Origin of the sequence: Mycobacterium montefiorense (assembly GCF_025823255.1) — a bacterium.
Lineage (GTDB): Bacteria > Actinomycetota > Actinomycetes > Mycobacteriales > Mycobacteriaceae > Mycobacterium > Mycobacterium montefiorense.
Map to the genome: position 1 here is coordinate 709,463 of NZ_JACKVL010000017.1, position 23,355 is coordinate 732,817.

22 protein-coding genes and 3 pseudogenes are annotated in these 23,355 nt (G+C 63.2%); 12 read left to right on the top strand and 13 right to left on the bottom strand.

What is annotated here, in order from left to right; translation table 11 throughout:
- Window positions 1-27 precede the first annotated feature (27 nt).
- Window positions 28-228 carry a phosphopantetheine-binding protein gene (locus H7K34_RS23320; RefSeq protein ID WP_264064353.1) on the bottom strand — a complete coding sequence of 67 codons (201 nt, stop codon included), beginning with the start codon at window positions 226-228 and terminating at the stop codon, window positions 28-30.
- Between the two features lie 540 nt (window positions 229-768).
- On the opposite strand from H7K34_RS23320, the pseudogene H7K34_RS23325 reads away from it, so the two are divergent.
- A pseudogene (locus H7K34_RS23325) lies at window positions 769-1,223 on the top strand (cupin domain-containing protein).
- An 88-nt stretch (window positions 1,224-1,311) separates the two neighbouring features.
- Here H7K34_RS23325 and H7K34_RS23330 read toward each other — a convergent pair.
- A complete protein-coding gene (locus H7K34_RS23330) occupies window positions 1,312-2,454 on the bottom strand; it encodes a TPM domain-containing protein (protein WP_264064354.1) in 1,143 nt (380 codons plus the stop codon).
- 17 nt (window positions 2,455-2,471) lie between these two features.
- Between H7K34_RS23330 and H7K34_RS23335 the strand changes: the two genes are divergently transcribed.
- Window positions 2,472-3,674, top strand: coding sequence for an MFS transporter (locus H7K34_RS23335; protein ID WP_264064355.1), 1,203 nt, complete (start codon window positions 2,472-2,474; stop codon window positions 3,672-3,674).
- Here the strand turns inward: H7K34_RS23335 and H7K34_RS27010 are convergent.
- A pseudogene (locus tag H7K34_RS27010) lies at window positions 3,656-3,955 on the bottom strand (RidA family protein); the annotation flags it as partial. The gene H7K34_RS23335 and the pseudogene H7K34_RS27010 overlap by 19 nt on opposite strands.
- A gap of 529 nt (window positions 3,956-4,484) precedes the next feature.
- Here H7K34_RS27010 and H7K34_RS23340 point away from each other — a divergent pair.
- Window positions 4,485-5,189, top strand: coding sequence for a GntR family transcriptional regulator (locus tag H7K34_RS23340; RefSeq protein ID WP_264064356.1), 705 nt, complete (start codon window positions 4,485-4,487; stop codon window positions 5,187-5,189).
- A 64-nt stretch (window positions 5,190-5,253) separates the two neighbouring features.
- Here the strand turns inward: H7K34_RS23340 and H7K34_RS23345 are convergent, their stop codons facing one another.
- From H7K34_RS23345 to H7K34_RS23355, 3 genes are all read right to left on the bottom strand, one after another.
- A complete protein-coding gene (locus H7K34_RS23345) occupies window positions 5,254-7,128 on the bottom strand; it encodes a glycoside hydrolase (RefSeq protein ID WP_264064357.1) in 1,875 nt (624 codons plus the stop codon).
- Between the two features lie 348 nt (window positions 7,129-7,476).
- Complete coding sequence (locus tag H7K34_RS23350) at window positions 7,477-8,925, bottom strand: phenylacetate--CoA ligase family protein (RefSeq protein WP_264064358.1); 1,449 nt, start codon at window positions 8,923-8,925, stop codon at window positions 7,477-7,479.
- A 183-nt stretch (window positions 8,926-9,108) separates the two neighbouring features.
- Entirely contained in the window at window positions 9,109-10,353 is a 1,245-nt protein-coding gene (locus H7K34_RS23355; protein ID WP_264064359.1) for a sulfotransferase family protein, read from the bottom strand.
- A 28-nt stretch (window positions 10,354-10,381) separates the two neighbouring features.
- On the opposite strand from H7K34_RS23355, the gene H7K34_RS23360 reads away from it, so the two are divergent.
- Complete coding sequence (locus tag H7K34_RS23360; protein WP_264064360.1) at window positions 10,382-10,957, top strand: TetR/AcrR family transcriptional regulator; 576 nt, start codon at window positions 10,382-10,384, stop codon at window positions 10,955-10,957.
- Window positions 10,954-12,057, top strand: a complete 1,104-nt coding sequence (locus H7K34_RS23365; protein ID WP_264064361.1) for a DUF1214 domain-containing protein — start codon at window positions 10,954-10,956, stop codon at window positions 12,055-12,057. The genes H7K34_RS23360 and H7K34_RS23365 overlap by 4 nt, the downstream gene beginning before the upstream one ends.
- On the opposite strand, the gene H7K34_RS23370 is transcribed toward H7K34_RS23365, so the two are convergent.
- From H7K34_RS23370 to H7K34_RS23385, 4 genes and pseudogenes are all read right to left on the bottom strand, one after another.
- Entirely contained in the window at window positions 12,054-13,100 is a 1,047-nt protein-coding gene (locus H7K34_RS23370; protein WP_264064362.1) for an LLM class flavin-dependent oxidoreductase, read from the bottom strand. The two genes, H7K34_RS23365 and H7K34_RS23370, sit on opposite strands and share 4 nt — an antisense overlap.
- Window positions 13,100-13,624, bottom strand: a complete 525-nt coding sequence (locus H7K34_RS23375) for an SRPBCC family protein (RefSeq protein ID WP_264064363.1) — start codon at window positions 13,622-13,624, stop codon at window positions 13,100-13,102. Before H7K34_RS23375 ends, H7K34_RS23370 begins: the two co-directional genes overlap by 1 nt.
- Window positions 13,625-13,646: 22 nt before the next feature.
- Window positions 13,647-14,768: a fatty acid desaturase family protein gene (locus H7K34_RS23380; protein WP_264064364.1), complete on the bottom strand. Its 1,122-nt coding sequence runs from the start codon at window positions 14,766-14,768 to the stop codon at window positions 13,647-13,649.
- A gap of 26 nt (window positions 14,769-14,794) precedes the next feature.
- Window positions 14,795-15,889 (bottom strand): annotated as a pseudogene (locus H7K34_RS23385) (ferredoxin reductase).
- Between the two features lie 69 nt (window positions 15,890-15,958).
- On the opposite strand from H7K34_RS23385, the gene H7K34_RS23390 reads away from it, so the two are divergent.
- Window positions 15,959-16,633, top strand: a complete 675-nt coding sequence (locus tag H7K34_RS23390) for a TetR family transcriptional regulator (RefSeq protein WP_264064365.1) — start codon at window positions 15,959-15,961, stop codon at window positions 16,631-16,633.
- A 3-nt stretch (window positions 16,634-16,636) separates the two neighbouring features.
- On the opposite strand, the gene H7K34_RS23395 is transcribed toward H7K34_RS23390, so the two are convergent.
- Both H7K34_RS23395 and H7K34_RS23400 read right to left on the bottom strand, forming a co-directional pair.
- A complete protein-coding gene (locus tag H7K34_RS23395) occupies window positions 16,637-17,242 on the bottom strand; it encodes a GNAT family N-acetyltransferase (RefSeq protein ID WP_264064366.1) in 606 nt (201 codons plus the stop codon).
- Between the two features lie 29 nt (window positions 17,243-17,271).
- On the bottom strand, window positions 17,272-17,457 hold the full coding sequence (locus tag H7K34_RS23400) for a hypothetical protein (protein WP_264064367.1): 186 nt from the start codon (window positions 17,455-17,457) through the stop codon (window positions 17,272-17,274).
- A gap of 76 nt (window positions 17,458-17,533) precedes the next feature.
- Between H7K34_RS23400 and H7K34_RS23405 the strand changes: the two genes are divergently transcribed.
- Window positions 17,534-18,622 (top strand): F420-dependent hydroxymycolic acid dehydrogenase, encoded by a 1,089-nt coding sequence (locus tag H7K34_RS23405; RefSeq protein ID WP_264064369.1) that lies wholly within the window; start codon window positions 17,534-17,536, stop codon window positions 18,620-18,622.
- A 50-nt stretch (window positions 18,623-18,672) separates the two neighbouring features.
- The gene (locus H7K34_RS23410; RefSeq protein WP_264064370.1) at window positions 18,673-20,004 is read left to right on the top strand and encodes an acyl-CoA dehydrogenase family protein; all 1,332 of its coding nucleotides are present in this window, start codon (window positions 18,673-18,675) and stop codon (window positions 20,002-20,004) included.
- A 5-nt stretch (window positions 20,005-20,009) separates the two neighbouring features.
- Here H7K34_RS23410 and H7K34_RS23415 read toward each other — a convergent pair whose 3' ends face one another.
- A complete protein-coding gene (locus H7K34_RS23415) occupies window positions 20,010-20,465 on the bottom strand; it encodes a MaoC family dehydratase (protein ID WP_108921965.1) in 456 nt (151 codons plus the stop codon).
- A gap of 35 nt (window positions 20,466-20,500) precedes the next feature.
- On the opposite strand from H7K34_RS23415, the gene H7K34_RS23420 reads away from it, so the two are divergent.
- From H7K34_RS23420 to H7K34_RS23435, 4 genes are read left to right on the top strand one after another with little or no spacing between them, the layout of a single operon-like run.
- On the top strand, window positions 20,501-20,998 hold the full coding sequence (locus tag H7K34_RS23420; RefSeq protein WP_264064371.1) for a metallophosphoesterase family protein: 498 nt from the start codon (window positions 20,501-20,503) through the stop codon (window positions 20,996-20,998).
- Window positions 20,999-21,056: 58 nt separating this feature from the next.
- Window positions 21,057-21,512 carry a MarR family winged helix-turn-helix transcriptional regulator gene (locus tag H7K34_RS23425; protein ID WP_264064372.1) on the top strand — a complete coding sequence of 152 codons (456 nt, stop codon included), beginning with the start codon at window positions 21,057-21,059 and terminating at the stop codon, window positions 21,510-21,512.
- Window positions 21,513-21,514: 2 nt separating this feature from the next.
- Complete coding sequence (locus H7K34_RS23430) at window positions 21,515-22,345, top strand: ATP-binding cassette domain-containing protein (protein WP_372510842.1); 831 nt, start codon at window positions 21,515-21,517, stop codon at window positions 22,343-22,345.
- Entirely contained in the window at window positions 22,335-23,162 is an 828-nt protein-coding gene (locus tag H7K34_RS23435; RefSeq protein ID WP_264064374.1) for an ABC transporter permease, read from the top strand. The genes H7K34_RS23430 and H7K34_RS23435 overlap by 11 nt, the downstream gene beginning before the upstream one ends.
- The last annotated feature ends 193 nt before the right edge of the window (window positions 23,163-23,355 follow it).

Consider the following 23,355-nt stretch of genomic DNA (forward strand, 5'->3'; position numbering starts at 1 on the left):
GAAGTCAGACTGCGGGCACACTCACGGTCACGAGGTCTCCGACATGGTCGAAGACACCAAAGCGGCTAGATCGGCGATTGTTTCGACCGTCATCAACGCGTGTTGCGACAACGAAACGTCGGCCGACTCCTCGATGTACGCCAGAAGTTCCAACGTCTGCACGGAGCTAAGGCCGAGGTCGTCGATCTCCAGATCTGTTGTCAATTGCGGTATTTCATTCTCACTCACTGCCTCAAGACTCAGCTTGATGAGGTGTAGGACATCTTCGATCGGCGGCACATGCATAGTCATTCGAACCGTCTCTCCAATCGAACTGTCATCCACAACTGGAGGTACTGCTAGCCGACCAGGCACATTGGCCGACAGTCCCCCAACTGACATCCACGTACGGTCATCGACAATATACGATCATTCCGATTTTATATGACTTGTGACGTAGTCGCCGGGCCGAACCGCGTTGAACCGCGGTGTGCCGCCGTCCTGCGTGAGTAGATCCGTGGACGACACTCACCAGCTGGCAGCTAACATCTCTGACAGGTGGTGGTTAGGTGAACTGGTTCAAATACGTGCCATACCAGCGATTGCACGCTGCGCAGGCCTGTCCGCAACGGGTCGAGGCTTCCTGAGTAACCGGAAATAACATATGCTGGAGACAGCCCAAATGTACATACCAATGTCGACGCAGCTGCGTCTGCTTCAGGTATGTTTCGGCGCCTGTATTCCATTCGACGGCAAATGAATACAGCTGATCATTAGGAGGTCGGGCTCATGAGTACGGCGGATGGATTCCATCCTGACTTCGAGGCGCGGCAGGTCGGTCCGACGCGGAATCAAGTTCATCACATCAAAGCCTCAGAGCTTGATTCAGAAACCGCACAGACCGCGGTCTGCGGCGGTTCGCCGCCATCAGCGGTCATTCGGTCGGCTCGGAGACTCTCTGGATGGGCGAGGCGCATGTGGCGCCGGAGACATCATCGGGCAATCATCATCACGGCGAATCTGAAACCGCGATTTACGTCCGGAGCGGCCACCCCGAGTTCGTGTTTCACGATGGTGTGCAAGAGATCCGTGTAGCCACCGAGCCCGGCCACTACATCTTCGTCCCGCCGTACCTTCCGCACCGGGAAGAGAATCCGGACCCGATCACACCTGCCGAGGTCGTGATCGCGCGGACCACTCAAGAGGCGATCGTGGTCAATCTGCCGGCGCTCTACGCTCCCTGAGCTGACCGATGGGATCCGCGATCGCCTTGCAGCGAGTCACCGCGCGACCCATGACTGCCTGCAGTGCTGCGCCCGATTCGCGCCAGCACTAGCCAGGAATGAGGTCTAAACCATTGGCGACGCTTATTGCGGCCCGAGTCCATTCCCCCCGCGCCACCGCTGGATCTAGCAGGTCTCGGCGAATCAGGTCGATTTGCGTGGCTTTCCCGTTCCCCGTGAATGATGGAGCTGTGAAGTAATAGGTCTTGTCGTCGGTAGCGATGGCCAGAACAGCATCCGATGAGTTCACCCCGTTTGCGTGCCTGGTGTTTTCGACCCACTTGGCCGGTTTAGAGCCCGCGAAGCTGTTGACGTACACCACCCAGAAGCGGGTGCCGCAGTCGCTGTACAGCTTCTCCGAGGACCGTTGGACGATACCGGCCTCGAACTGGTTCAACACACCGGAATCGTCAGTGACGTATCGCGATAGCTGGATGGATGATCCGGAGGCACCGGAGGCAGGAGTGCTCGTTGCCTCGCCCGAGGGTTCGCCGCTGTACTCAGGTGCTTCGGCGAGCTGTGGAGTATCGGCGCTCGGTGGTGACGCTAGCGGCTTCCCGGCATCGGCAGTCGGCGATGTAGCTCTCGCCGATTGCGGAAGGGCACCGAAGGACTGCTGGGACTGGCCGTACATCTTGAATCCAAAGAAGGCGCCGCCGGCCGCCAGAGCGATAACGGCGGCCGCGGCGACGGCCAATCCCTTCCGCCGGTGCTTCTTCGGTGTCGACGACGTTGTCCTGTCTGCCTCGACAACCCGAGTTGGCGCCGACGTCGTGGTGTTGATGTTGAGGAATTCCGCGGACCCGGTGCCGAGCAGGCCGCCGAGCGCTGCAGCGAAATCACTACAACTCGGATACCGATTCGCCGATCGTTTTGCAAGGGCTCGAGCGAAAATTGCATCCAGGCCTGCCAATTCGGGCTTGCGCTCACTAATTAGCGGCGGCAGTTCCATGAGATGCTGGGCTATGAGGATTGCTGGATTGGAATCCTCATAGGGCGCATACCCGGTCAGCAGATGAAACGCCGTACATCCGAGTGCATACTGGTCGGCTCCCCCATCAAGCTCCAACCCCTGCAACTGCTCGGGCGAGCCGTAAACGGTGGACCCCAAGAACATGTTCGTCGCAGCAAGTCCGCTGATTTCACCGAACTCTCGCGCAATCCCGAAATTCGCCAGAAGAAGATGAGACACCACAGATGGATAACGCTATGACGCTAGATGCCCAGACGCTGTCGGCGAAGTCCCGCTCAGAGCGGGGAGTGCTGTTGGTACTCAGTGCGGTCGCCGGGGTGACCGTCGCGGGTTTGTTCCTGATCGAGCCGCTGCTCGGTGCGATTGCCCGTCAGTTCGGTGTCTCAATGGGAATTGCTGTACCACCGGTGGTCGCGGCCCAGGTGGGCTTTGCCTTCGCGCTCGCGTTCGGTGCGCTGGTGATCGACCATGTCGAACAACGTGCGCTGCTGGCCGCATTGCTCGTCTTATCGACGATCGCGCTTGTCGGCGTGGGGCTAGCGCCAGGGTTTTGGTGGGCTGTCGTAGCGATGGGCGGGGTGGGTATCAGCGCGACCGCGGCTTTGGTGGCTGTGCGACTAGTTGCGAACTTCGCCGATGGTCAGTACCCCGGCCGCGCCGTCGGAGTCGTGATGCCGGGCCTGCTGGTGGGGATATCAGCGTCCGGCACGGCCGGTGGCCTGATTGCCGCCGAGCTGTCCTGGCGAGATGTCTTCATGGTTGCCGCCGGGGTTCAACTTGCCTTGTCCATGATCGTCGTGGAGATCATCCCGGCTGGGGCACCGGCCAGCGCACGCCGCTCCTACGCAGCCTTCGCACCTTCAGTGAGTCGACTGATCGCATTGTCACCGATGCTTCGTGGGCGCACACTGCTACCTTTCCTTGCCACACCGGGATTTATCACTGTATGGGCCTCGACCGCCTTCGCGCTTGCCGGCCTCGGCTCCGCCAACTACCGCTTCAGCGAGCCTGACGTCGGCCTTCCCGGAGCATTTGGGGCAGCAGGAGCCCCGGGCGTCTCGGGTGTCGATCGCTTCGCTGACCGCGACCCACGCCCGGACTGCGATCACGGCTGCCTGCGCGCTGATTGCGGCCGGGTGGTGGCTGTTTGTGTGGGACTCCCCCTGCATGGATGCGCTGGTGCCTGGATTACTCATCTTCGGTCTCGGTGTGAAGGTTGTTCAGCTATCCGATCAGCAGGCGCTGTATGCCGCCCAGCGAGGTACGCGCTCCGCGAGTACCACGGTCAATTCAGCAGCGCTGTGCGCCGCAGCGGTAACGGGATCACTGCTGTCCGGGCTGGCGTATCAGACCGGAGGTTGGCCGGCACTGTGCGCCCTGGGCGCCGGCAACGGCGTGGTCGGACTCCTCATATGGGCGCTTATCGCGGCCGACGGTAGACGGACAGCCCGGCCGCGCCGGAAGTACGAGCATGCAGTTCGGCGCGATCGTGGTTACCTCTACTTCGACAACCATGTCGGGCCAGGCGAAGGCTCGCGACGCCTATTAGAGAGCGCGGCGCCGGCTTGGCGCAGGCTAGCGCTTCGCGCTGCACGCGCTCGTAGTCAGCCTCGTCGCGCATGTCGGTCAGGTAGATGACGATTCGGATGACGTGGCTGAGGTCTGCGCCGTGATCGGCGACAACGGTCTTGCTCTCGTCGCAGGCCATCCGTGTTTGAGCGGCGCAGTCGCCAGATCAACGGGCTTCGGTGTCCGAAATGCCCGGCTCGGCGGTCGCCCGCCGCGAATGGGCGAATCGAGCCAACTCATCCGAATACTACGGACGATGACGGCACGAGCGATGTGTTCAGCGCCAGAGCCCTTGCGGCCGGGGGTATTAAACCCCGCGGACGCGGACGGTGGACGCGATGAAGTCGTTTGTCACCAGGTTGAAATCCGTGCAGGGCCGACCGGAGTACTGTCATGAGCGGGGGATTGTCGTTTGTTGACCGCCAGCCGTGCGGGCTTGCTCACGGTCCATCGCATCGCCGCGTACCGAACGCGCGATGGTGTTGCGGATGTGCCGGTCAAGAGATGCCGTCGTGCGCAGGAAATCGAGGCCATCACGGGCCGATGGTCTCAGACTTTCGCATGACAACGAAGAATTTACAAAACAGTCCGATGTTGTCACGCGGTTTGTGTAGCAACCAGTCGCCACGAAGATATACGATTTCCTATGACGGACGCAGCGGCAAGGAGTACATACGAAAATGGGCAGCGTATCCTACGCCACTCGCACGAGCGACGGGGATCCCGGCACTCATCGCACCGGGGTTGATCTTGCGCGCGACACGGTGCGGGACATGATTTTGCGCGGGGAGATCGATGTCGGCGGCCGTATAGTCCTCGCCGACGTTGCGCAACGGATCGGGACAAGCGTCACTCCTGTCCGTGAGGCGTTGCGCGACCTTGCCGCGTCCGGATTAGTGGATATCGATGCCCATAAGGGCGCCCGGGTGCACCGATCCAGCGCCGCGGAGTTGACCGAGATCTACGCGTTGCGTTCGCTACTTGAATCGCGGGCAATGGCCGAGGTGGCCGCGATGGTGGAAGAGGACCGTGTGGTCGCCTGCACTATTGCGGCGCGACTGGTCAAAGAGACGGACGGCGAGTCGGAGATGGGCGCTTGGACGACTCGCAATCACGACTTCCACGCGTGCCTCGTAGAACCGCTTCGTACCAAATGGCCCCTGTTGTTCAACATGATTGAAACGTTGCGGAACAGATCAATGCTGCCGGTGGCAAATATGATGCGAGACGATCGGGCACTGGCGGTCAGAGCCAACCGCTACCACCGAGCTCTTGTGACTGCGATCCGAAAGGGTGATCCCGACAGGGCGGCGCGGGTAAGAGCAGAGCACCTGGATCGCGTTATCAATATCATGTTGAAGTCCTTCGAGAACCCGGCGCGCTGATCTCGCTGGGAGCCTGGCGGCTCGTCGGGGGACCAAATGTTTGCGACCCCGCCCAACTACGTCGTCATGTGCATAGATTCCATTGCTCGTCCGTGGCCCGCGCTCTTGCGGTGACGCAGCCCGCTTTGAGCGTCCCAAGCGATGCGTCGTGATAATCCGATGATCCGAAATTAGCTGTCACGGACAGGTTGTCGTCTCCAAACGAGGTCTGCTGGACCAGATGGTCGTCGGTCAGCCAGGCGAATCGGGTCAGCGGCTCGACCCCCGCGGTTGATGCTAACGGGGCGAAGAATTGCTGCAACCTGGCTAGCTGCAAGCCCTCCGCGTTCAAAGTCGCCATGTCGAGGGCGTAGATCAACGGCGTGACGTACAGCATCGAGAGAAGCGTGCGGGTTGGTTGTTCAGCGGGGAACTTGTTGAAGGGCAGCTCCCATCGGTCCAGGCTCACCACTGAGTCGTGTAACACCGCTTCATACAATGGAATCCGATATTTTGGATCGAACAAGACAGTATGAAGTGTGGGAGTCAGGTCAACCTTGCGCAGGAAGATGTCCGCGCCGTTTGGCCCGGCGTAGCCTCCCCAGTATTGGCGATCACGTTCCGCATCCCACAGTGGAGCCAGTGCCGGCGTACTAGATCCGTGGCTGAAGTCGACCACGTCATTTGCCCACGGCTCCGCGGCCTCTGAACCGACCACGAACCGCTCCCCGAGTTCTCGCATCCGCGCCAAGCGATTTCGCCGATCCTGCTCTTGGCTCATCGGGTGGACGACGCTGTAGTCGTCGAAGGTCGCCCCCGTGGCATCGACATCCAGGAAGTAGCTGTTGACTCCATTTGATGTCATCGTCGCCACCCGTTGTTCGAGCACGCTTGGCCGCTGTTTCAACGCTTGCGAACTCAGATAGCACCCGCGATTGTGAAAACCCATTTGGCGGTTGCCCTTTTCGTCGATGATGCAGCCGTTAGGCCACAAATCACCGGGCCATATCGATAGTGGGCTGTCGGCCCGGACGGAATCTTGGGCGTTGGCATAGCTGTCGTAGGGACCGACGAGGTATCCCGCTGATTTGGCGGCCATTACTGAGTCCGCGGGCCACAGGCCATCGTCGTAGCCGAGCCACATCCGGTCAACGCCAAGGGCCTGCAGCTTCTCGATGGCCGCTTTCGATCGCGCTTCACCGAAACTGTAGGCGTGGTAGGCACCGATGAGTTTGGCGACATCAGGGTTCCTCGAGATCTTGTCGCGGAGCGTGGTGAGCGCGTTGTTGCCCTGCAACAGCTCGCGGTAGTCATAGGCGCCGGCCAAAGGGGAACCGTCAGTTTCCCGAATCATGACGGTGTATCCGCCGCGACCTTTGGCAACGACGAACTTATGCGTGGCAGTTCCCACGATGCGCCCGGCTACAGCGGTGAAGTGCAGTGTAGTGCCGATGTCTGTTGGGACAAGATAACTTTCCCCCACCGACCCGTGACCGAAACTCCACAGCGGCAGTGAGAGGTCAGGCACGTTGAATCCCTCGCCGCCGGCCAATCGTGGCGCGGGTCCAGTCCAGAACGGATCAGCGGCGGGGATGTCGAGGCCATCGCCGATCGGGATCTGCAAGTCGGACATCCCCGCCCCGGTGACGGGCCAAGCCAGTGTCTGGTCGGTACGAGTGGCCAGATCAAACACCACACGGCCGCCTCTCGCGGCGACCTGAACCTCAAGGTCGAGCTTCGGGTAAGACCAATGGGCACCAGCCGAATTCACGATGACGGGAGTCGGCTCACCCAGCGACGTTTGTGCCGCGTCAGACAGCAATACCTGCCCGCGCACGCTGAGGTCGGTGGTATCAATCGTGATCGGATGGTCAGGCAGATTGACGGTGACCGTGCGGCCGTGGGCTTGAACCGCATCCAGATGCCGCTCCGCAACGTCACTGCACCCAGCGGCGACCATGCTGATCACCGTTACCAGCGCGAGTATTCGCCACGATGACGTCACAAGTCGACGCCGGCGACCATTGCGCTCGGCATAGATACGACGACAAGACTATTCATTATCGTCTCCCTTGCTGCGGCGTACGACTGACGCTGTGCGTGCATATCAGGGCCGCACGACATCGCCGGCACCGAGGACGCGGGTCGCCACGGATCGAGAGCTGCAGCCGATGCCGACGACCCAGCGATCATATATCACGCTGCTGTGGATATACGGCACCATCTTTTTAAGGGATGGATGTATTCGCCGCATCTTGGCCGGCCCACCATCACCGTGGCCGGTCTGGAATCAGCGGATCCTGACGATTTAGGTCGCCTCTGCGGGGCTCCCGGTATTCTCACGGTGCATCAGCTGTTCGCGCCTGATCCAATTCCGCCGCGATGGCGATGGCCGGCGCCTGGTGGTGACACTTTTGTCGATCTCAGGGTTCCTGAGGTCGCGGATTCGCCCCGACTTCCAGCCTTCCCAACTGCTTTCGCCGTCTTCTTGGTTCAAGCCACCCATGCTCGGCGAGGAGAGGATCTTCACGTCAGCGCCGACCCCCAGGGCATTGCGCACCCGATCCCTAACCCTGGCCTCGAGCCGCTCGTGATCGGCGTCACCGTGAGCCTTGAGCCGGATTTCGAGGTGATCTTGGGCGTTGCGGGTACAGACGTCCAGGACGTATCCGGTGATACGCCCCGCGTCGACGAGGACTGCATTTTCGATCTCGGCGGCAGTCCGTTGCTGCCCGGCCAGGCAGACCCTGGCGCTGACCCGGCCAAGAATATCGATGGCCATTCGGTCGGATCGGCCGTCGTACGCGACCGTCACGAGGTCTCCGGTTCGATACCGAATCAATGGTCTGATACCAGGGATCAGTGAGGTCAAGCACAATTCTCCGGTGCCTTGAAGCCCAAGCGACCGTTCGGTATCGGGGTCGAGGACTTCAAAGAGATAGTTGGGAGCGACGGTAGCCAGCGCCCCCGTCGCGGTTGCGACCGCGACTGCCCCGACCTCTGCAGGTCCGTACAGAAAGTTGTACACGGTGGAATCCCATGCTTGGCTCAGCAATGCCTTCAGCCCGTCAGAACAGGACTCGCCCGTGGCAAGTACACATCTGATGTCGAGGTCGTGGCGGACGTCGACCCCGTAGCGTTGACTCAACTCCGCCCATCCCATCAGCATCGACGGGGAGCCCAGCAGCATGTTGACGCCGAGGTCAAGCAGCACCTGAAAGAATCGATCAAAGCCCACGGTCGGCGATAGCGGAAAGATGTCGAGCCTGGTAATATCGGCATGTTTGGCCGCGTAAGCAATAGTGCTGCATGTCGGATGGAGTTCGTTGGGAACGACCACGGCAAGTATGGGTTTCTGGCCGTCCGCGAAGTGATGGTCGGCTATGGCGCGCAGGGCGTGCGCCACCGGACGATAATTCAGGTCGAAATCGATTTCGGCCTTGGGACACGGCGTTGGGTGTTCGGTGTTTCCCATTGTCTCGAAGTAGAACTGGGCGTCGCCAATCGGTCCGCAGAGCATGTCGAATCGCGCATCGCGAACGTCGTCGTGAGTGGTGAGCGGCAGCATGGCGAGGTTGTCCAACGTCAGAGTTGAGGCCCGAGCCCAGGCCAATTGGTCGGCATAGAAGCGAGAATGCCGCTGGACGTGGTCAACCACCGCACGCAGCGATGTGGTCTGCCATTGGTGAAGTTCGTTGGCCGTAAGGCTGCCACTCAGCCACCGATCGAGAGTCCTAGACCATCTGCGGATGTCCATTGCTTGCAAAGACCTGCCTGCTCGTGCGTTCGATACAATATATTTTAATCCAGATTATATATGTTCTCGGTTGGGCCGCAGGATACCACCCCACGCCGGGCGGGCTTACGGCCGCGGTACGAGCGGTTGCGCGGCCTAAAGTTTCGTTAGTCTGCGCGACGGCGGGTCTGGCGAGAGCTGAAACTATTTCAGGAATCGTTCGACATAGGGCGCGAACCGTTCGCGCAGAGCACTCTCCTGTAACCCGAACACTTCGAACGACGTCTCGACATTTCCCAACCGGCCGCGCTGGTGGCCCGCCAGGTAGTCAGCGATCGGTTTACGCGCTTCGTCGGTGAACGATTCGCCGGCCAGAGCGTAGACCCGCTCGGCAACACCGAGTTCGTCGCCCATGAAGTCGTTGAACCGGACGTCGATCGAGCGCTGCGGACCGATCGCGTCACGGTCGCGGACAAGTGCGGTGAGCATCTGATCGAGGCGGTCGATCCAGGAGCCGGCGATCTGTTCCACCGGGACCGGCGAGCGGTGCATGCGCGCGGAGTAGGTGATCATCGCGATCATCGACAGCGCCACCGGCACCGGATCCCGGTGGGTGAACACGACGATGCTGTCGGGAAATACCCGGTCCAGCAGCCGCACCTGCTCGAGATGCTGTGGCGACTTGAGCAGCCAGCGCTGTCCCCCGCGTAAGAACTGCATCGCCTTGAGTTGAGTGGCGAGGTACTCGTAGTGCGGCGTCTGGTCGTGCGCCCGGTAGTAGTCGCGCCAGCGCGGCACGTCGGCCAGCGTCTCAAAAAGCATCGTGGACATGTCGTTGGCCAGCAGCTGGATCTCTTCGTGCACGTGATCGGTGGTCATCTCGTGCATCAGCGGGAAATGCGGCGTCACCATGTCGACGACACTGACCGCGACATCCATCCGCGCCCGGCGCGGATCAGGTTGAACGCCAACCTCATTCGGCAACGGGAACGGCTCGTTGCTTTCCCAGTACGGCATGGTGCGGAAGGTGGGCGGCGCGGCCAGCAGGTTGTGCAGGTGTGTAGTGCCGGTGCGGGGCAGCCCGGCGATCACCACCGGCGAGCGCAGTTCGATGTCGTTGATCTCGGGATGCCGACTGAGCAGGTCGGTCAGCAGCAACCGGTTCTTGAGCAGCTGCAGCAGTTGCCCGTAGAAGTTCACCACCCCGGCGTCGTGCAGCCCGTCGATCTCGCGCAGTGCGGCGAGATAGACGCCGAGGCGTTCCCGATAGTCGTCGGGCCCGAAGTCGTGCAGGCCGGTGTCGGCGCTGGCCTGTGCATGCAGCGCATCGGCATCCAACGAGCATTGCGGGGCCAGCATGGCCATCATGTCGAGGATCTGCTGGCCCTCGGCACTGAATTGAGGCTGGGTCAGGTCGTCAAGGCGAACTGAGCGAACGGCGTCGGTCACGGCGACTTATGTTACTCTGAGTTTCGTAATGGTAGTGGATTTTGGTCGACCCCGTGACCCGCGTATCGACGGTGCCGTGTTACGCGCTACCGTCGAGCTGCTCGCCGAAACCGGTTACCCCGGGCTGTTGGTCTCCGCCATCGCCGAGCGAGCCGGCACCAGCAAGCCCGCGATCTATCGCCGATGGCCCAGCAAGGCGCACCTGGTGCACGAGGCGGTGTTCCCGATCGGCGCCGCGACAGAGATTCCTGACATCGGGTCGCTACCCGAGGATTTGCGCGAAATGGTCTGTCGTTCAATGGCTTTCCTGACGACACCGGCCGCCAGGGCGGCACTGCCCGGCCTGGTCGGCGAGATGGCAGCCGATCCCACGCTGCATTCGGCGCTGCTGGAACGGTTCGCCGGCGTCATCGGTGTTGGCCTCGCCGAGTTGCTGGCCCGGGCTGCGGCCCGCGGCGAGGTCTCCCCTGACGTGACTGCTGCCGAACTCACCGAAGCCATCGCCGGCATCACCCTGATCGGCCTGCTCACCCGCCCGGACGAACTCAATGACGCCTGGGTGGACCGCACCACCACGTTGCTCCTGAAAGGAATCAACGCATGACGCACGAATCGACGGCCGCGTGGAAAGAGTTGCTGGCCACCATCGGCGACCTCGACCGCAACTTCACCGAGGGTGACCGCGCGGTCACCGACGACCGCCACGTCGCCGACGGTTACCGCATGCTGGCCACTACCTTGGGCGTCGCCTTTGACACCTATCTGTTCCCGGAGCCCGGTCGCCCGCAGTTCGTCGCGGTCAACACCCCGTTCCGTCGCGATCGCCGGTGGGGCGGCGACAACACCGACGCGTATTACTTCATCTGCCCGGTAGATGAGAAGCGGCGGTATCGCATCAGCGGCAATAAGGGCGACAGCGTGTACTTCTCGGTGACCGCGTACAACGAACCCTCCCCGGGTGCCTGGTCGGATCGGATCGTGGCGATCGTTCGCGACACCGATCTGGACATCGACTCCGACGGCAACTTCTCCTTCGACTTCCCGGCGACGGCCGATGCGGTGGTGCTGATGACCCGCGACTATCAGGCCGACCCGCTGACCGGTCGCCCGGTGACGTGGCAGATCGAGGCGCTCGATGAGCCTGAACCAATCCGGCATGGCGACGCCGAGACCGCGGCCAGCCTGCGTGCGGCCGCCGCCTGGATGCGCACCATGGGCGCCATCGTGCCGCTGCCGGTCGGAGACCGGGTCGACGACCATCACGGGCTGGGTCACGAAACTGCCCACGCCGCAAATCAATTCGCCGATCCCTATCAGGTTCCCGACGCCAACTTCGGCTGGTCGGCGCGCGACGCGTGCTATGCCTACGGCAGTTTCGTGCTCGACGACGACGAGGCGCTGGTCATTACACATCGGCCGCCGTCCTGCCGGTTCTGGAATCTAGTGGTGTGGAACCAATTCATGGCCACCTATGGTGACGAGAGTGCGCGCTCTTCCCTCAATAACCACAGCGCCGCACTCAACAGCGACGGCTCGGTGACGATCGTGTTGTCCAACGGGACGACCGCGCATCCGAATTCACTGACGACGCTGGGCTATCCGCTTGGCAACCTGGCGTTCCGGTGGTTCCTGTCCGACGGCGTGCCGCTGCGACCCGAGGCGCGGCTCGTCAAGGTCGCCGACGCACCGACGGCGGTGAGCTAGACCTCGCGGACCAGTTCGATCGCGCGGCCCAGCGTCTCCAGCTTGGCTGCTACGGTGTCGCCGGCGGGGTAGAGCCGCACGGTGTTGACGCCGGCGTCGCGCCATACCGCCAGCCGCGTGCGCACCATCTGCTCGGTCCCGATCAGCGTGGTGCCCAACACCATGTCGTCGGTCACCAGCTGTGCGGCGCCGTCGCGGTCGCCGGCCTGCCAGCGCTCGCGCACCGCAGCGGCGGCCTCGGCCCAGCCCTGTCGGCTGTAGGCCTGGTTGTAGAAGTTCGTGCTCGACGAGCCCATACCGCCGAGGCTGAAGGCGAGTTCGGTTTTGCGGCCGGCGATCATGGTGTTCAGTTCGCCTTCGTCAGCCGCGAACGCCACCTCGGCGCCCTGACAGATGTCGATATCCGCGCGGGTGCGACCGGAGGCCGCAAGACCGGCGTCGAGATGAGCGAAGTACGCCTCGTCCGCACCCTCCGGAACGAAGCTGGTGCCCAGCCAGCCGTCGGCGATCTCCCCGGTCAACCGCAGCATCGCCGGCGAGAGTGTGGCCAGGTAGATCGGAATGGCGTGCTGCGGCGCGTTCGATACCCGCATCGGCACCGCCTCACCCGGGCGGGGGATCTGAAACTCCTTGCCGGAATAGGAGATCTTCCCGCCGGCGAACACCTGCCGCGCGATGTCGACGGTTTCTCTGGTGCGGGCCAGCGGCCTGCGGAACGAGACGCCGTGCAGGCCCTCGATCACCTGGGGCCCCGAGGCGCCCAGCCCGAGCAGGAATCGTCCGTTCGAAAGGTTGGACAGCGTGATCGCGGTCTGCGCCAGCAGCACCGGCGACCGGGTGCCAACCTGAAGAATGCCGGAGCCGAGCAGCATCTTCTCGGTACGCGCCGCGAGGTAGCCCAGCGCCGAGGGTGCGTCCGCACCCCACGCCTCGGCGACCCAGCACACATCGAGCCCCAGCTTTTCCGCCTCGACGGCCAGCGTCACCACCTGGGCGACTTCCGCACTGCCGCCGGACAACTCGACCGTCGTCGCGGTACGCATCAGCGCACCCCGTGTTCGGCCAGCCTCTTGATTGCCGCCAGGGTCTTGCCGATCGCCGTCTCGAACTCGCGCATCCGGACGAAGACGATCTTTTCTTCTTTGTCCGGCATCGAGTCGATCGCCGCCGACAGCCCCGAGCGCCCCGGTCCCATCTGCATGCAGAAGCTGAGGCTGGTGCCGCCATCACGGGGTTCCAGCCGGAACCGCCAGGTCGAGGACGGGTGGTCGGCATCACCGACCGCCCAGGCGAATTCCTTCGGCTGTTCGCAGGCGACGATGTGCGAGGTGGTGCTCCATTCGCCGAACGCGTCGTGCTGGTTGTGTCCGACGAAGCGGGCACCGACCTTGGGGCGATCGGCACCGCCGACCCACTGGACGGACTGCAACTCGTTGCTGAACGTCGGCATCAGTTTGATATCCGAGATCAGGTTCCAGACCCGGGAGGGATCGGCGTCGATCCACATCGAGACTTCCACCGTCGGCTTATCCGCATAACGTGCACCGGTCCACTCCACGCAGCCCATTGTCCCCTACCCGGGGCGGGACTCAGGCGGCGACGGGTTCCCGGTCAGCTGGCTTGTCGGCCTTGTTCTTCGGCAACAACGACGCCAGCTTGCCCGGGTCCGGGAAGGTCAGCTTGACGATCTTGCGCACCACCGTTCCGAACTGCTGCAACAGCGGGCCCTTGTTATAGGGAATCCCGTAGCGCTCGCAGATCTCCTGCACTTCGGCCGTGATCTCCGAGTACCGTCGGGCCGGCATATCGGGGAACAGGTGGTGTTCGATCTGGTGCGACAGATTGCCCGACAGCAGATGGAAGATCCGGCCCCCGGTCAGGTTGGCCGAACCCAGCACCTGACGGAAATACCACTGGCCGCGGGACTCGTCCTTGGTCTCGTCGATGGTGAATTCCTGAGTGCCGTCCGGGAAGTGGCCGCAGAAGATGATCATGTAGGACCACACGTTGCGCATCAGGTTGGCCGTCATATTGCCGGTGAAGACGAACGGCGCGAACGGTCCGGCCAGTAGCGGGAACGCGACGTAGTCTTTGAGCGTCTGGCGCTTGGTCTTTTTCCAGATCGCCTTCAACACGTCCCGCTTGTCGCGCAGCCGGATCTCACCGGAGCGGATGCGCTCGGTTTCCAGTTCGTGCAGCGCGACGCCGTATTGGAACAGCACCATCAGCAGGAACGCATAGACGGGATTGCCCAGGTAGTAGGGGTGCCAGCGCTGGTCCTCGCTCATCCGGATGATGCCGTAGCCGATGTCGCGGTCCAATCCCACGATGTTGGTGTGGGTGTGGTGCATGTAATTGTGCGAGTGCCGCCATTGGTCGGCCGGGCACGCCGTGTCCCACTCGAATGAGCGGCCGGAGATGTTCGGGTCGCGCATCCAGTCGTACTGGCCATGCATGATGTTGTGACCGATCTCCATGTTGTCCAGGATTTTCGCCACACCGAGCATCGCGGTTCCCAACAGCCAGGCCGGCGGCAGGAACAGCAGCGCTCGTCCTCCAACTTCCAGCGCACGCTGGGCTTTGATGACGCGGCGGATGTAGTCGGCGTCTACTTCGCCGAGATCAGCCATCACGCGGTCTCTGATGGCGTCGAGTTCACGGCCGAACGCGTCGGCCTGCTCGGGGGTAAGGGTGATCTTGTCGTTTGACATGGCTCCTCCTGCTAAGGGTTGTGGGCTTACAGGGCGAGATCGACGTCCCCGACGGGGACGGATACGCAGATCTGGATGTCTTCGTCAGGGGCGGTCGAGACCGCGCCGGTGGTCAGGCTGCGCACGGTGCCGGAGACCTTCCGGCGCGTGCAGGTGTGGCAGATGCCCATCCGGCATCCGTTCTCCGGCGTCAGGCCGGCCGATTCCGCCTGCTCCAGCAGTGAGCGGCCGTCGTCAATAACGTCAACTCCGCTGTCCGCGAAGGCAATTCGTCCGCCCGACGGATTTTCCGACGCCGTGATCACCGGCGGCACAAAGCTCTCCGTGTGCACGTTGTCGCAGTGCTCGCGCACAGCCTCAACCAAAGCGGTTGGGCCGCAGACGAATACCGCGTCCGGTGCAGGCATGGCCGCTGCCAGATGCTGCGGCCCGAAACGTCCTTCGAGGTCGCCCGAACCCGAACGGGTGAACCCGTATAGCACCCGCACCCCGGGTATCGCGCTTAGCTCATCGCGGTAGCAGGACTCTGCGGGCGTGCGGGCGTAGTGCACGAACACGATCTCCCCCTCGTGGCCCTCGGCGACCAGGGTGCGCAGCATCGCCATGACGGGCGTGATGCCGCTGCCGCCGGACACCAGCAGGATCCGGCGCGGCCGTTGTTCCGGCAGGACAAAGTCGCCGCCGGCACCGGCCACGCCGACCACCATGCCGTGGCGAGCCTACTCGTACAGATAGTTCGACACCAGCCCGCCGTCGTGGCGGCCGATCGTCAACTCGAGGGTCGTGCTGCCTTCAACGTTGGCCGGTGAATAGCAGCGGGTGTGCCGGCGGCCGTCGATGTCGAGAGTGACGTTGACGTATTGACCGGCCCTGACGGCGTGGGTGGACGTGAAGCTCTCGTTCGGAGCGAGGGTGAGGGTGACGCTGCGCGGCGTGGTGCGGCGCACGTCGACGACCTTGGCGCGGGCATCGCCGCGCGTCCAGGTGGGCGCGACCAGCTCGGTGTAGCGGTCCACGCCGTGCGGGCCGGTGAGCAGGTCAACCAGGTCGGAACCGAGGATTCGGTCCCGGAAATTCTTGGCGAAGCTACGACGCGAGGTCTGACTTCTTTGAGTGAACATATATACACCGTGCGGTCGCATGGCGCAGCTAGTCAAGGGTTTACCCAGCTCTGTGGTAGGGTTCACACAGTGAACGGTCGTACTCCTAGCTCACGGCCGCACCGATCTAGCCGCGAACGCTCCCGAGAAAGTCCGTCACGTGAAGAGCGCAAAGAGGCGACTCGGCGCGCCATCATCGCCGCAGCACTCAAGCTGCTGGGAGACCGCAGCTTTTCCAGCCTGAGCTTGCGCGAGGTGACCCGCGAGGTTGGGATCGTGCCCGCGGCTTTCTATCGGCACTTCGAGTCGATGGAGGCCCTCGGGCTCGTCCTCATCGACGAATCCTTTCGTGCCCTGCGCGACACCCTGCGCGACGCCCGCGCCGGCAGGCTCGACCCGAACCGGGTGATCGAGTCGTCCGTCGAAATCCTGATCGCCAGCGTTGCCGACCGGCGCGAGCATTGGCGTCTGATTGGCCGCGAACGCAACAGCGGCCTGTCCGTGCTGCGCTATGCGATCCGCACCGAAATTAGGCTGATCACGTCCGAGCTGGCCACCGATCTGGCCCGGTTCCCGGGGCTGCACGAGTGGAGCACCGAAGACCTCAACGTGCTGGCGTCCCTGTTCGTCAACGCGATGATCCTGATCGCCGAGGCGATCGAGGACACCCAGACCGCCGAGGCGATGGAGGACATCCGACGTCTCGCGGTCAAACAGCTGCGCATGATCGCCGTCGGTATCGCCGGCTGGCAAAGCAGCCCCTGACCTTTAGCGGGGTTCCCGCCACATCGCCCACAGCGGCGGACCGCCGTTCGGTAGCGGGACCTCTTGGGTGACCGTAAAACCGAAACGCATGTAGTACGGCACGTTGTCCGGCTTACTCGACTCGAGATACGCCGGACAGTGCTCGGCGTCGCAGCGGTCCAGCCGCGACCGCATCAACGCCTGCCCGTAGCCCTGGCCGCGCACCGACGGGTCGCTACCGATCGCGGCCAGATACCAGTGCGGTTCTTCGGGATGTATGCGCTTCATCATTTCCTGAATGCCGCGCGCCATCCCCGTCTGCAAGCCGAACACCCGCCAGAAGGCTGGCGTCATCGCCAACTGCGCCCAGCGGGATTCCTGCCACTGATTCGGCGGATCCCACAGCGCGGCCGCGCCGATGCGGGACCCGTCGTGGGCCACCTCGACACCACCGAGAGGCAGATGGTGGTGGCGGGTCATGGCCGCGAACATGCGGAAGAGATTCCTAGTCCGCGTCATACTCTCGGGAAATATCCAGGCCATCACCGGATCGTCGAAGAAGGCCGCGCTCAAGGTGGCCGATAGCTCGCGCAAGTCGGCTTTGCGCGCGGCACGTGCCTGGGGAGCCATTACTTCAGGCTAGTGCTAAACCACCCGCCTCAGAACGAAGAACCCCGGAACATCATGGCAAAGCCCGTTACCGCCGCGATGGCGCCCAGGGCGTAGACGAAGATCGAAAGCCACAGCATGCCGATCGTCGACGCGAGCCAGCACAGCAGCACTGCGCCGCACGTCAGGCACACGCTGTAAAGCGGTGTGCGGTGTGGATGATCACTCCTGGCCATCTGTTGTCAATTCCCATTCGCATCCCAGGTAAAACTGCCCCGCGGTGGGGGTGTAGTCGGGGGGTACTTTAGTGCGATGAGGGGACTTTCACGGCGAGCCTTCGGACAGATCGCGACCGGCGTGGGCGTGCTCGGCTCCGGTGCATTGGCCGACGGGTGTGCCCGCGAGCATCACGGGGCGCCCGCCAATCCGCCGCCTACGACCAAGGGCGTGGGAATCACCTTGTCGCACGAGCAATTTCGCACCGACCAGCTGGTGGCCCAAGCTCAGGCGGCCGAAAAGGCCGGGTTTCAATACGTCTGGGCCAGCGACCATATTCAACCGTGGCAGGACAACGAGGGCCACTCGATGTTCCCGTGGCTGACGCTGGCTCTGGTGGGCAGTAGCACCAGCCACATCGCCTTCGGCAGCGGCGTTACCTGTCCGACCTACCGCTATCACCCCGCGACGGTGGCGCAGGCCTTTGCCTCACTGGCGATGCTGAGTCCGGGCCGGGTGTTCCTGGGGGTCGGCACCGGTGAACGGCTCAACGAGCAGGCCCCCACCAACACGTGGGGCAAATACGCCGAGCGTCACGACCGCCTGGTCGAGGCGATCCAACTGATTCGCCAGCTGTGGAGTGGTCAACGAATCTCGTTCGCGGGCCGCTATTTTCAGACCAACTCCCTGAGACTCTACGACTTACCACAGGCCCCGCCGCCTATCTTCGTCGCGGCCAGCGGACCCAAAAGCGCAAGGCTGGCAGGGCAATACGGCGACGGTTGGATCACCCAATCCCGCGATCTCGTCAACCCGAAGCTGCTGGCCGCGCTCAACGACGGCGCCCATGCTGCCGGGCGCGATCCCGCGACTCTGGGCAAGCGTGCCGAACTGTTCGCCATCGTCGGCGATGCCGAGGAGGCCGCGCGTACGGCGGCCTTGTGGCGCTTTACCGCCGGGGCGGTCGATCAGCCCAATCCGGTCGAGATTCAGCGCGCCGCCGAGTCGAACCCGATCGACAAGGTGATCGCCAACTGGACGGTCGGCACCGACGCCGGCACGCACATCACCGCCGTGCAATGGGTTCTCGATGGCGGCGCCATCCCGTTTCTGCACTTCCCGCAGGGCGACCCCATCGCCGCGATCAACTTCTATCGCGACTACGTGCTGCCTAAGCTGCACTAGCTCTGGGCGGTGTCGCGGGGCCCACTTACGATGAGGGAGCTGCTGCAACGATGCCGGCGCGACGGTGCGCCGGGGAATGGTTGGCCACGGTGTGGGACTTCGAAACGGACCCGAAATACCAGGCGAAGCTGGACTGGGTCGAAAAGTTCATGGTCGACGAGCTCGAACCGCTCGATCTGGTCGCCCTTGATCCGTACGACAAACAGAACGCCGAGATGATGCGCATCCTGCGGCCGTTGCAGCAGCAGGTGAAAGACGAAGGCCTGTGGGCCGCGCATCTAGGGCCTGAACTCGGCGGTCAGGGCTTCGGCCAGGTCAAGCTGGCGCTGCTGAACGAAATCCTCGGGCGGTCCCGGTGGGCGCCGTCGGTGTTCGGCTGCCAAGCGCCGGATTCCGGTAACGCCGAGATCCTCGCACTGTTCGGCACCGACGAGCAGAAGGCGCGCTATTTGCAGCCGCTACTGGACGGCGAGATCTCGTCCTGTTATTCGATGACCGAACCGCAAGGCGGTTCCGATCCCGGGATGTTCGTGACCAGCGCAGCCCGCGACGGTGACGACTGGGTCATCAACGGCGAGAAGTGGTTCTCCTCCAACGCTAAGCATGCGTCGTTCTTCATCGTGATGGCGGTGACCAAACCTGACGCCCGGACGTACGACAAGATGTCGCTGTTCATCGTTCCGGGTGAGACGCCGGGCATCGAGATCATCCGCAACGTCGGGGTGGGAGGCGAGTCGAAGCACGGTTCGCATGGCTACGTCCGTTACAACGACGTCAGGGTGCCGGCCGATCACGTGCTGGGCGGTGAAGGATCGGCATTCATGATCGCGCAGACCCGCCTCGGTGGTGGTCGAATCCACCACGCGATGCGGACGATCGCGCTGGCACGCAAGGCTTTTGACATGATGTGCGAGCGCGCCGTATCACGCAAGACCAGGCATGGCCATCTCTCCGACTTCCAGATGACCCAGGAGAAGATCGCGGACAGCTGGATCCAGATCGAGCAGTTCCGGCTGCTGGTGCTGCGCACCGCCTGGCTGATCGACAAGCACCACGATTACCAGAAGGTGCGCCGCGACATCGCCGCGGTGAAGGTCGCGATGCCTCAGGTGCTCCACGACGTCGCGCAGCGGGCCCTGCACCTGCACGGCGCTCTCGGCGTCTCCGACGAGATGCCCTTTGTGAAAATGCTCGTTGCCGCCGAGTCGCTTGGTATCGCCGACGGCGCTACCGAGCTGCACAAGATGACGGTGGCCCGCCGGACGTTGCGTGAATACACGCCTGTGACAACGCCTTTCCCGTCGGCGCACATACCGACTCGGCGCGCGGAAGCCGAGGCCCGGTTAGCGCAACGGCTGGAGCACTCGATCGCCGAGTTCTGACAGCGTCAGGAAACGTAGCGAACGATCATCTCGGCCACACAGGCCGGCTTCGGGGACCCGTCGATCTCGACGGTGGTGGACACCGTGGCCTGCACCGCACCGTTGCCCACGTCTTCGACGCCGACCAGCGAAGTCGTCGCACGCACCTTGGAGCCGACGGGCACGGGCGACGGGAACCGAACCTTGTTCAGGCCGTAGTTGATTGCCAGCTTGATGCCCTTGACGGTGTATATCTCGTGTTGCAGCCGCGGCAGCAGCGCCAGGGTCATGAAGCCGTGCGCGATGGTCTTGCCGAAGGGGCCGGCCGCCGCCCGCTCCGGGTCGACATGGATCCATTGGTGATCGCCGGTCGCGTCGGCGAAGAGGTTGACGTCTTCCTGAGTGATGGTCACCCAGTCGCTTTGACCAATCGTCTCGCCCGCGGCGGCGGCGAGATCGGCTACTGACTCGAAGGTGCGCATGCTTTCTCCTCTGCTCGCGGGTAAGCATAGAACTTGTGAGGCTGCTGTTGATTGCCGATACCCACGTCCCGACGCGGGCCCGCGACCTGCCCGCGCGGGTGTGGGAGGAAGTTGCGCGGGCCGATGTCGTCATCCACGCCGGTGACTGGATAGCGCTTGAGTTACTCGACGAACTGGAATCCAGGGCCGCGCGGCTGATCGCGTGCTGGGGAAACAACGACGGACCCCAGCTGCGGGCGCGACTGCCGGAGCGAGCGGACGTGACGTTGGGCGGCGTGCGCTTCACGATCGTGCACGAGACCGGCGGCTCGGCCGGTCGCGGAGCCCGGATGTCGCGGCTGTACCCGGACAGCGAGGTGCTGGTTTTCGGGCACAGTCACATCCCGTGGGATACCACGACGCCCAGCGGCTTGCGTCTGCTCAACCCGGGCTCTCCGACGGATCGCCGCCGCCAACCGTTCTGCAGCTACATGACGACCAGCGTCGATGACGGCAAAGTGACCGACGTCATGCTGCACCACCTCGACAAGTAGCCCAGGTAAAGGCCCTACACAGCCGGCACACATGCATAGCTCGTAAACAGAGCTATGCATGCAAGCAGTGAGAGCAGGTGCCGACCGAGCCGCCGACGCATTCGGCGCCGTGGGCCGATTCCGCCGCCAGTTGCGCAGGTCAGTCGATCGGGGCTTCGACTCCGGCCGGTTCACCGAGTCGCAGTCAGAACTGTTATGGCTGGTCGGCCGGCGGCCTGGGATCTCGGTCCGCGCCGCGGCAGACGAACTCGGGCTGGTTCCCAACACCGCCTCGACGATGGTCTCCAAGCTGGTGGCCAACGGCTTGCTGGTCCGGACCGTCGACCAAACAGACCGGCGCGCCTGCCAACTACGGCTGGCCGAACCCACCCAGCAGATCGTCGACGCGTCGCGGGCCGCCCGGCGCGCGCTGCTTTCCGAGCTGCTGGACGAACTGAACGATGACCAAATCGATTCTCTGACAAAAGGGTTGGAGGTCCTTGACATGGTCGCCCGCAGATTACAGGAGAGATGACTATGACGAAGTTTCCAATAGCGATCGACTGCCGGCACCTAACATTCCGCTACGGCCAGTTCACCGCGGTCGACGATCTGACGTTGCAAGTACGGCCCGGCGAAACGCTGGGTCTACTCGGGCCCAACGGCGCGGGAAAAACGACGCTGGTGCGGATGCTCACCACGCTGACCCCGGCGCAGCACGGCGAATTGCGCATCTTCGGGCTGGACTCCCGGCGCCAGAAGATAGATATCCGCAGCAATATCGGTTATGTCCCACAACAGCTTTCGATCGAGCCCGCGCTGACCGGCCGGAAAAATGTGGCATGGTTCGCCCGGCTCTACGGCGTACCACGTGGCGAGCGCACCGACCGCGTCGAGCAGGCACTGGGCGCCATGGAGCTGCTCGACGTGGCCGACCGGCTGGCGGGCACCTACTCCGGCGGCATGGTGCGCCGGCTCGAGGTGGCCCAGGCACTGGTAAACCGCCCGTCGCTGCTGGTACTCGACGAGCCGACCGTCGGGCTGGACCCGATCGCCCGCGACGGCGTGTGGTCGCAGGTGCAGAGCATGCAGGCCCAGTTCGGCATGACCGTGCTGCTGACCACTCACTACATGGCGGAAGCCGACGCGTTGTGCGATCGAGTCGCGCTGATGCATCACGGCAAATTGCGCGCCGTGGGCACTCCCACCGAGCTGAAGAACCAGGTATCCAAGGTGTCGCCCGGCGCCACACTCGAGGACGTATTCCGTCACTATGCATCCTCGGACCTGCGTAGCGCCACATCTTCCGAATCGTCGGACTTCCGCGAAATCCGTTCCAGCAGAAAGGTTGCCAGTCGTGCAAGTTGATCACACCCGCGAAGCCCCGGCAGCCACGCTGGTACGCGCACCGCGCGGATGGCAGCGAGTCGGCGCAACGTTGCGCCGCATCGGCGCCTTCGCGATCGTCGAACTGCAGAAGCTGCAGCACGACCGCACCGAGCTTGTCACCCGGATGGTGCAGCCGGCGCTGTGGCTGCTGATCTTCGGTACGACGTTCAGCAAGTTGCACGTCATCAACACCGGATCGGTGTCGTATCTGGCCTTTCTGGCGCCCGGCATCATCGCGCAGTCGGCGCTGTTCATCTCGATTTTCTATGGCATACAGATCATTTGGGATCGCGATGCCGGCGTGCTGGCCAAACTGATGGTGACACCGGCCCCCGCGTCGGCGCTGATCACCGGCAAGGCTTTCGCGGCCGGGGTGCGCTCGGTCGCCCAGGTTGTCGGCGTCATGGCGCTGGCGTATCTGATGCGGGTCGGCCTGACCGTCAACCCGCTGCGAATCCTGGCCGCCATGGCCACGGTGATGCTTGGCGCCGCGTTCTTCGCCTGCCTGTCGATGACGTTGGCCGGGCTGGTCCGCAATCGCGATCGACTGATAGGTATCGGCCAAGCCATCACGATGCCGTTGTTCTTCGCCTCGAACGCGCTGTACCCGGTCGGCGTGATGCCCTCGTGGCTGCATGTGCTGAGCACCGTCAACCCGCTGAGCTACGAGGTCGATGCCCTGCGTGCGCTGTTGATCGGCACGCCGTTGAACCCGCTTGACATTGTCGTGCTGCTCGCAGCGGCCTTGATCGGAATCGCCACGGCCTCAACAGTTCTGCGTCGCCTGGTCACCTAGGTCATGGTGGGGATGCGGTAGCGTATGTGCTGTCGCATGGCAAGAGGGCCGCATGGTTCCGAGAATCAATCGTGACCCGACCGAGACGATTCCTGGCTGACTCGCAATCGTTAGCTAACCGCGATCTGCCGCCCCGGCCATGACAAGCGATTCAAATTCCACGTTTGTGTTTCACTCCCCGAGAACAGATTCC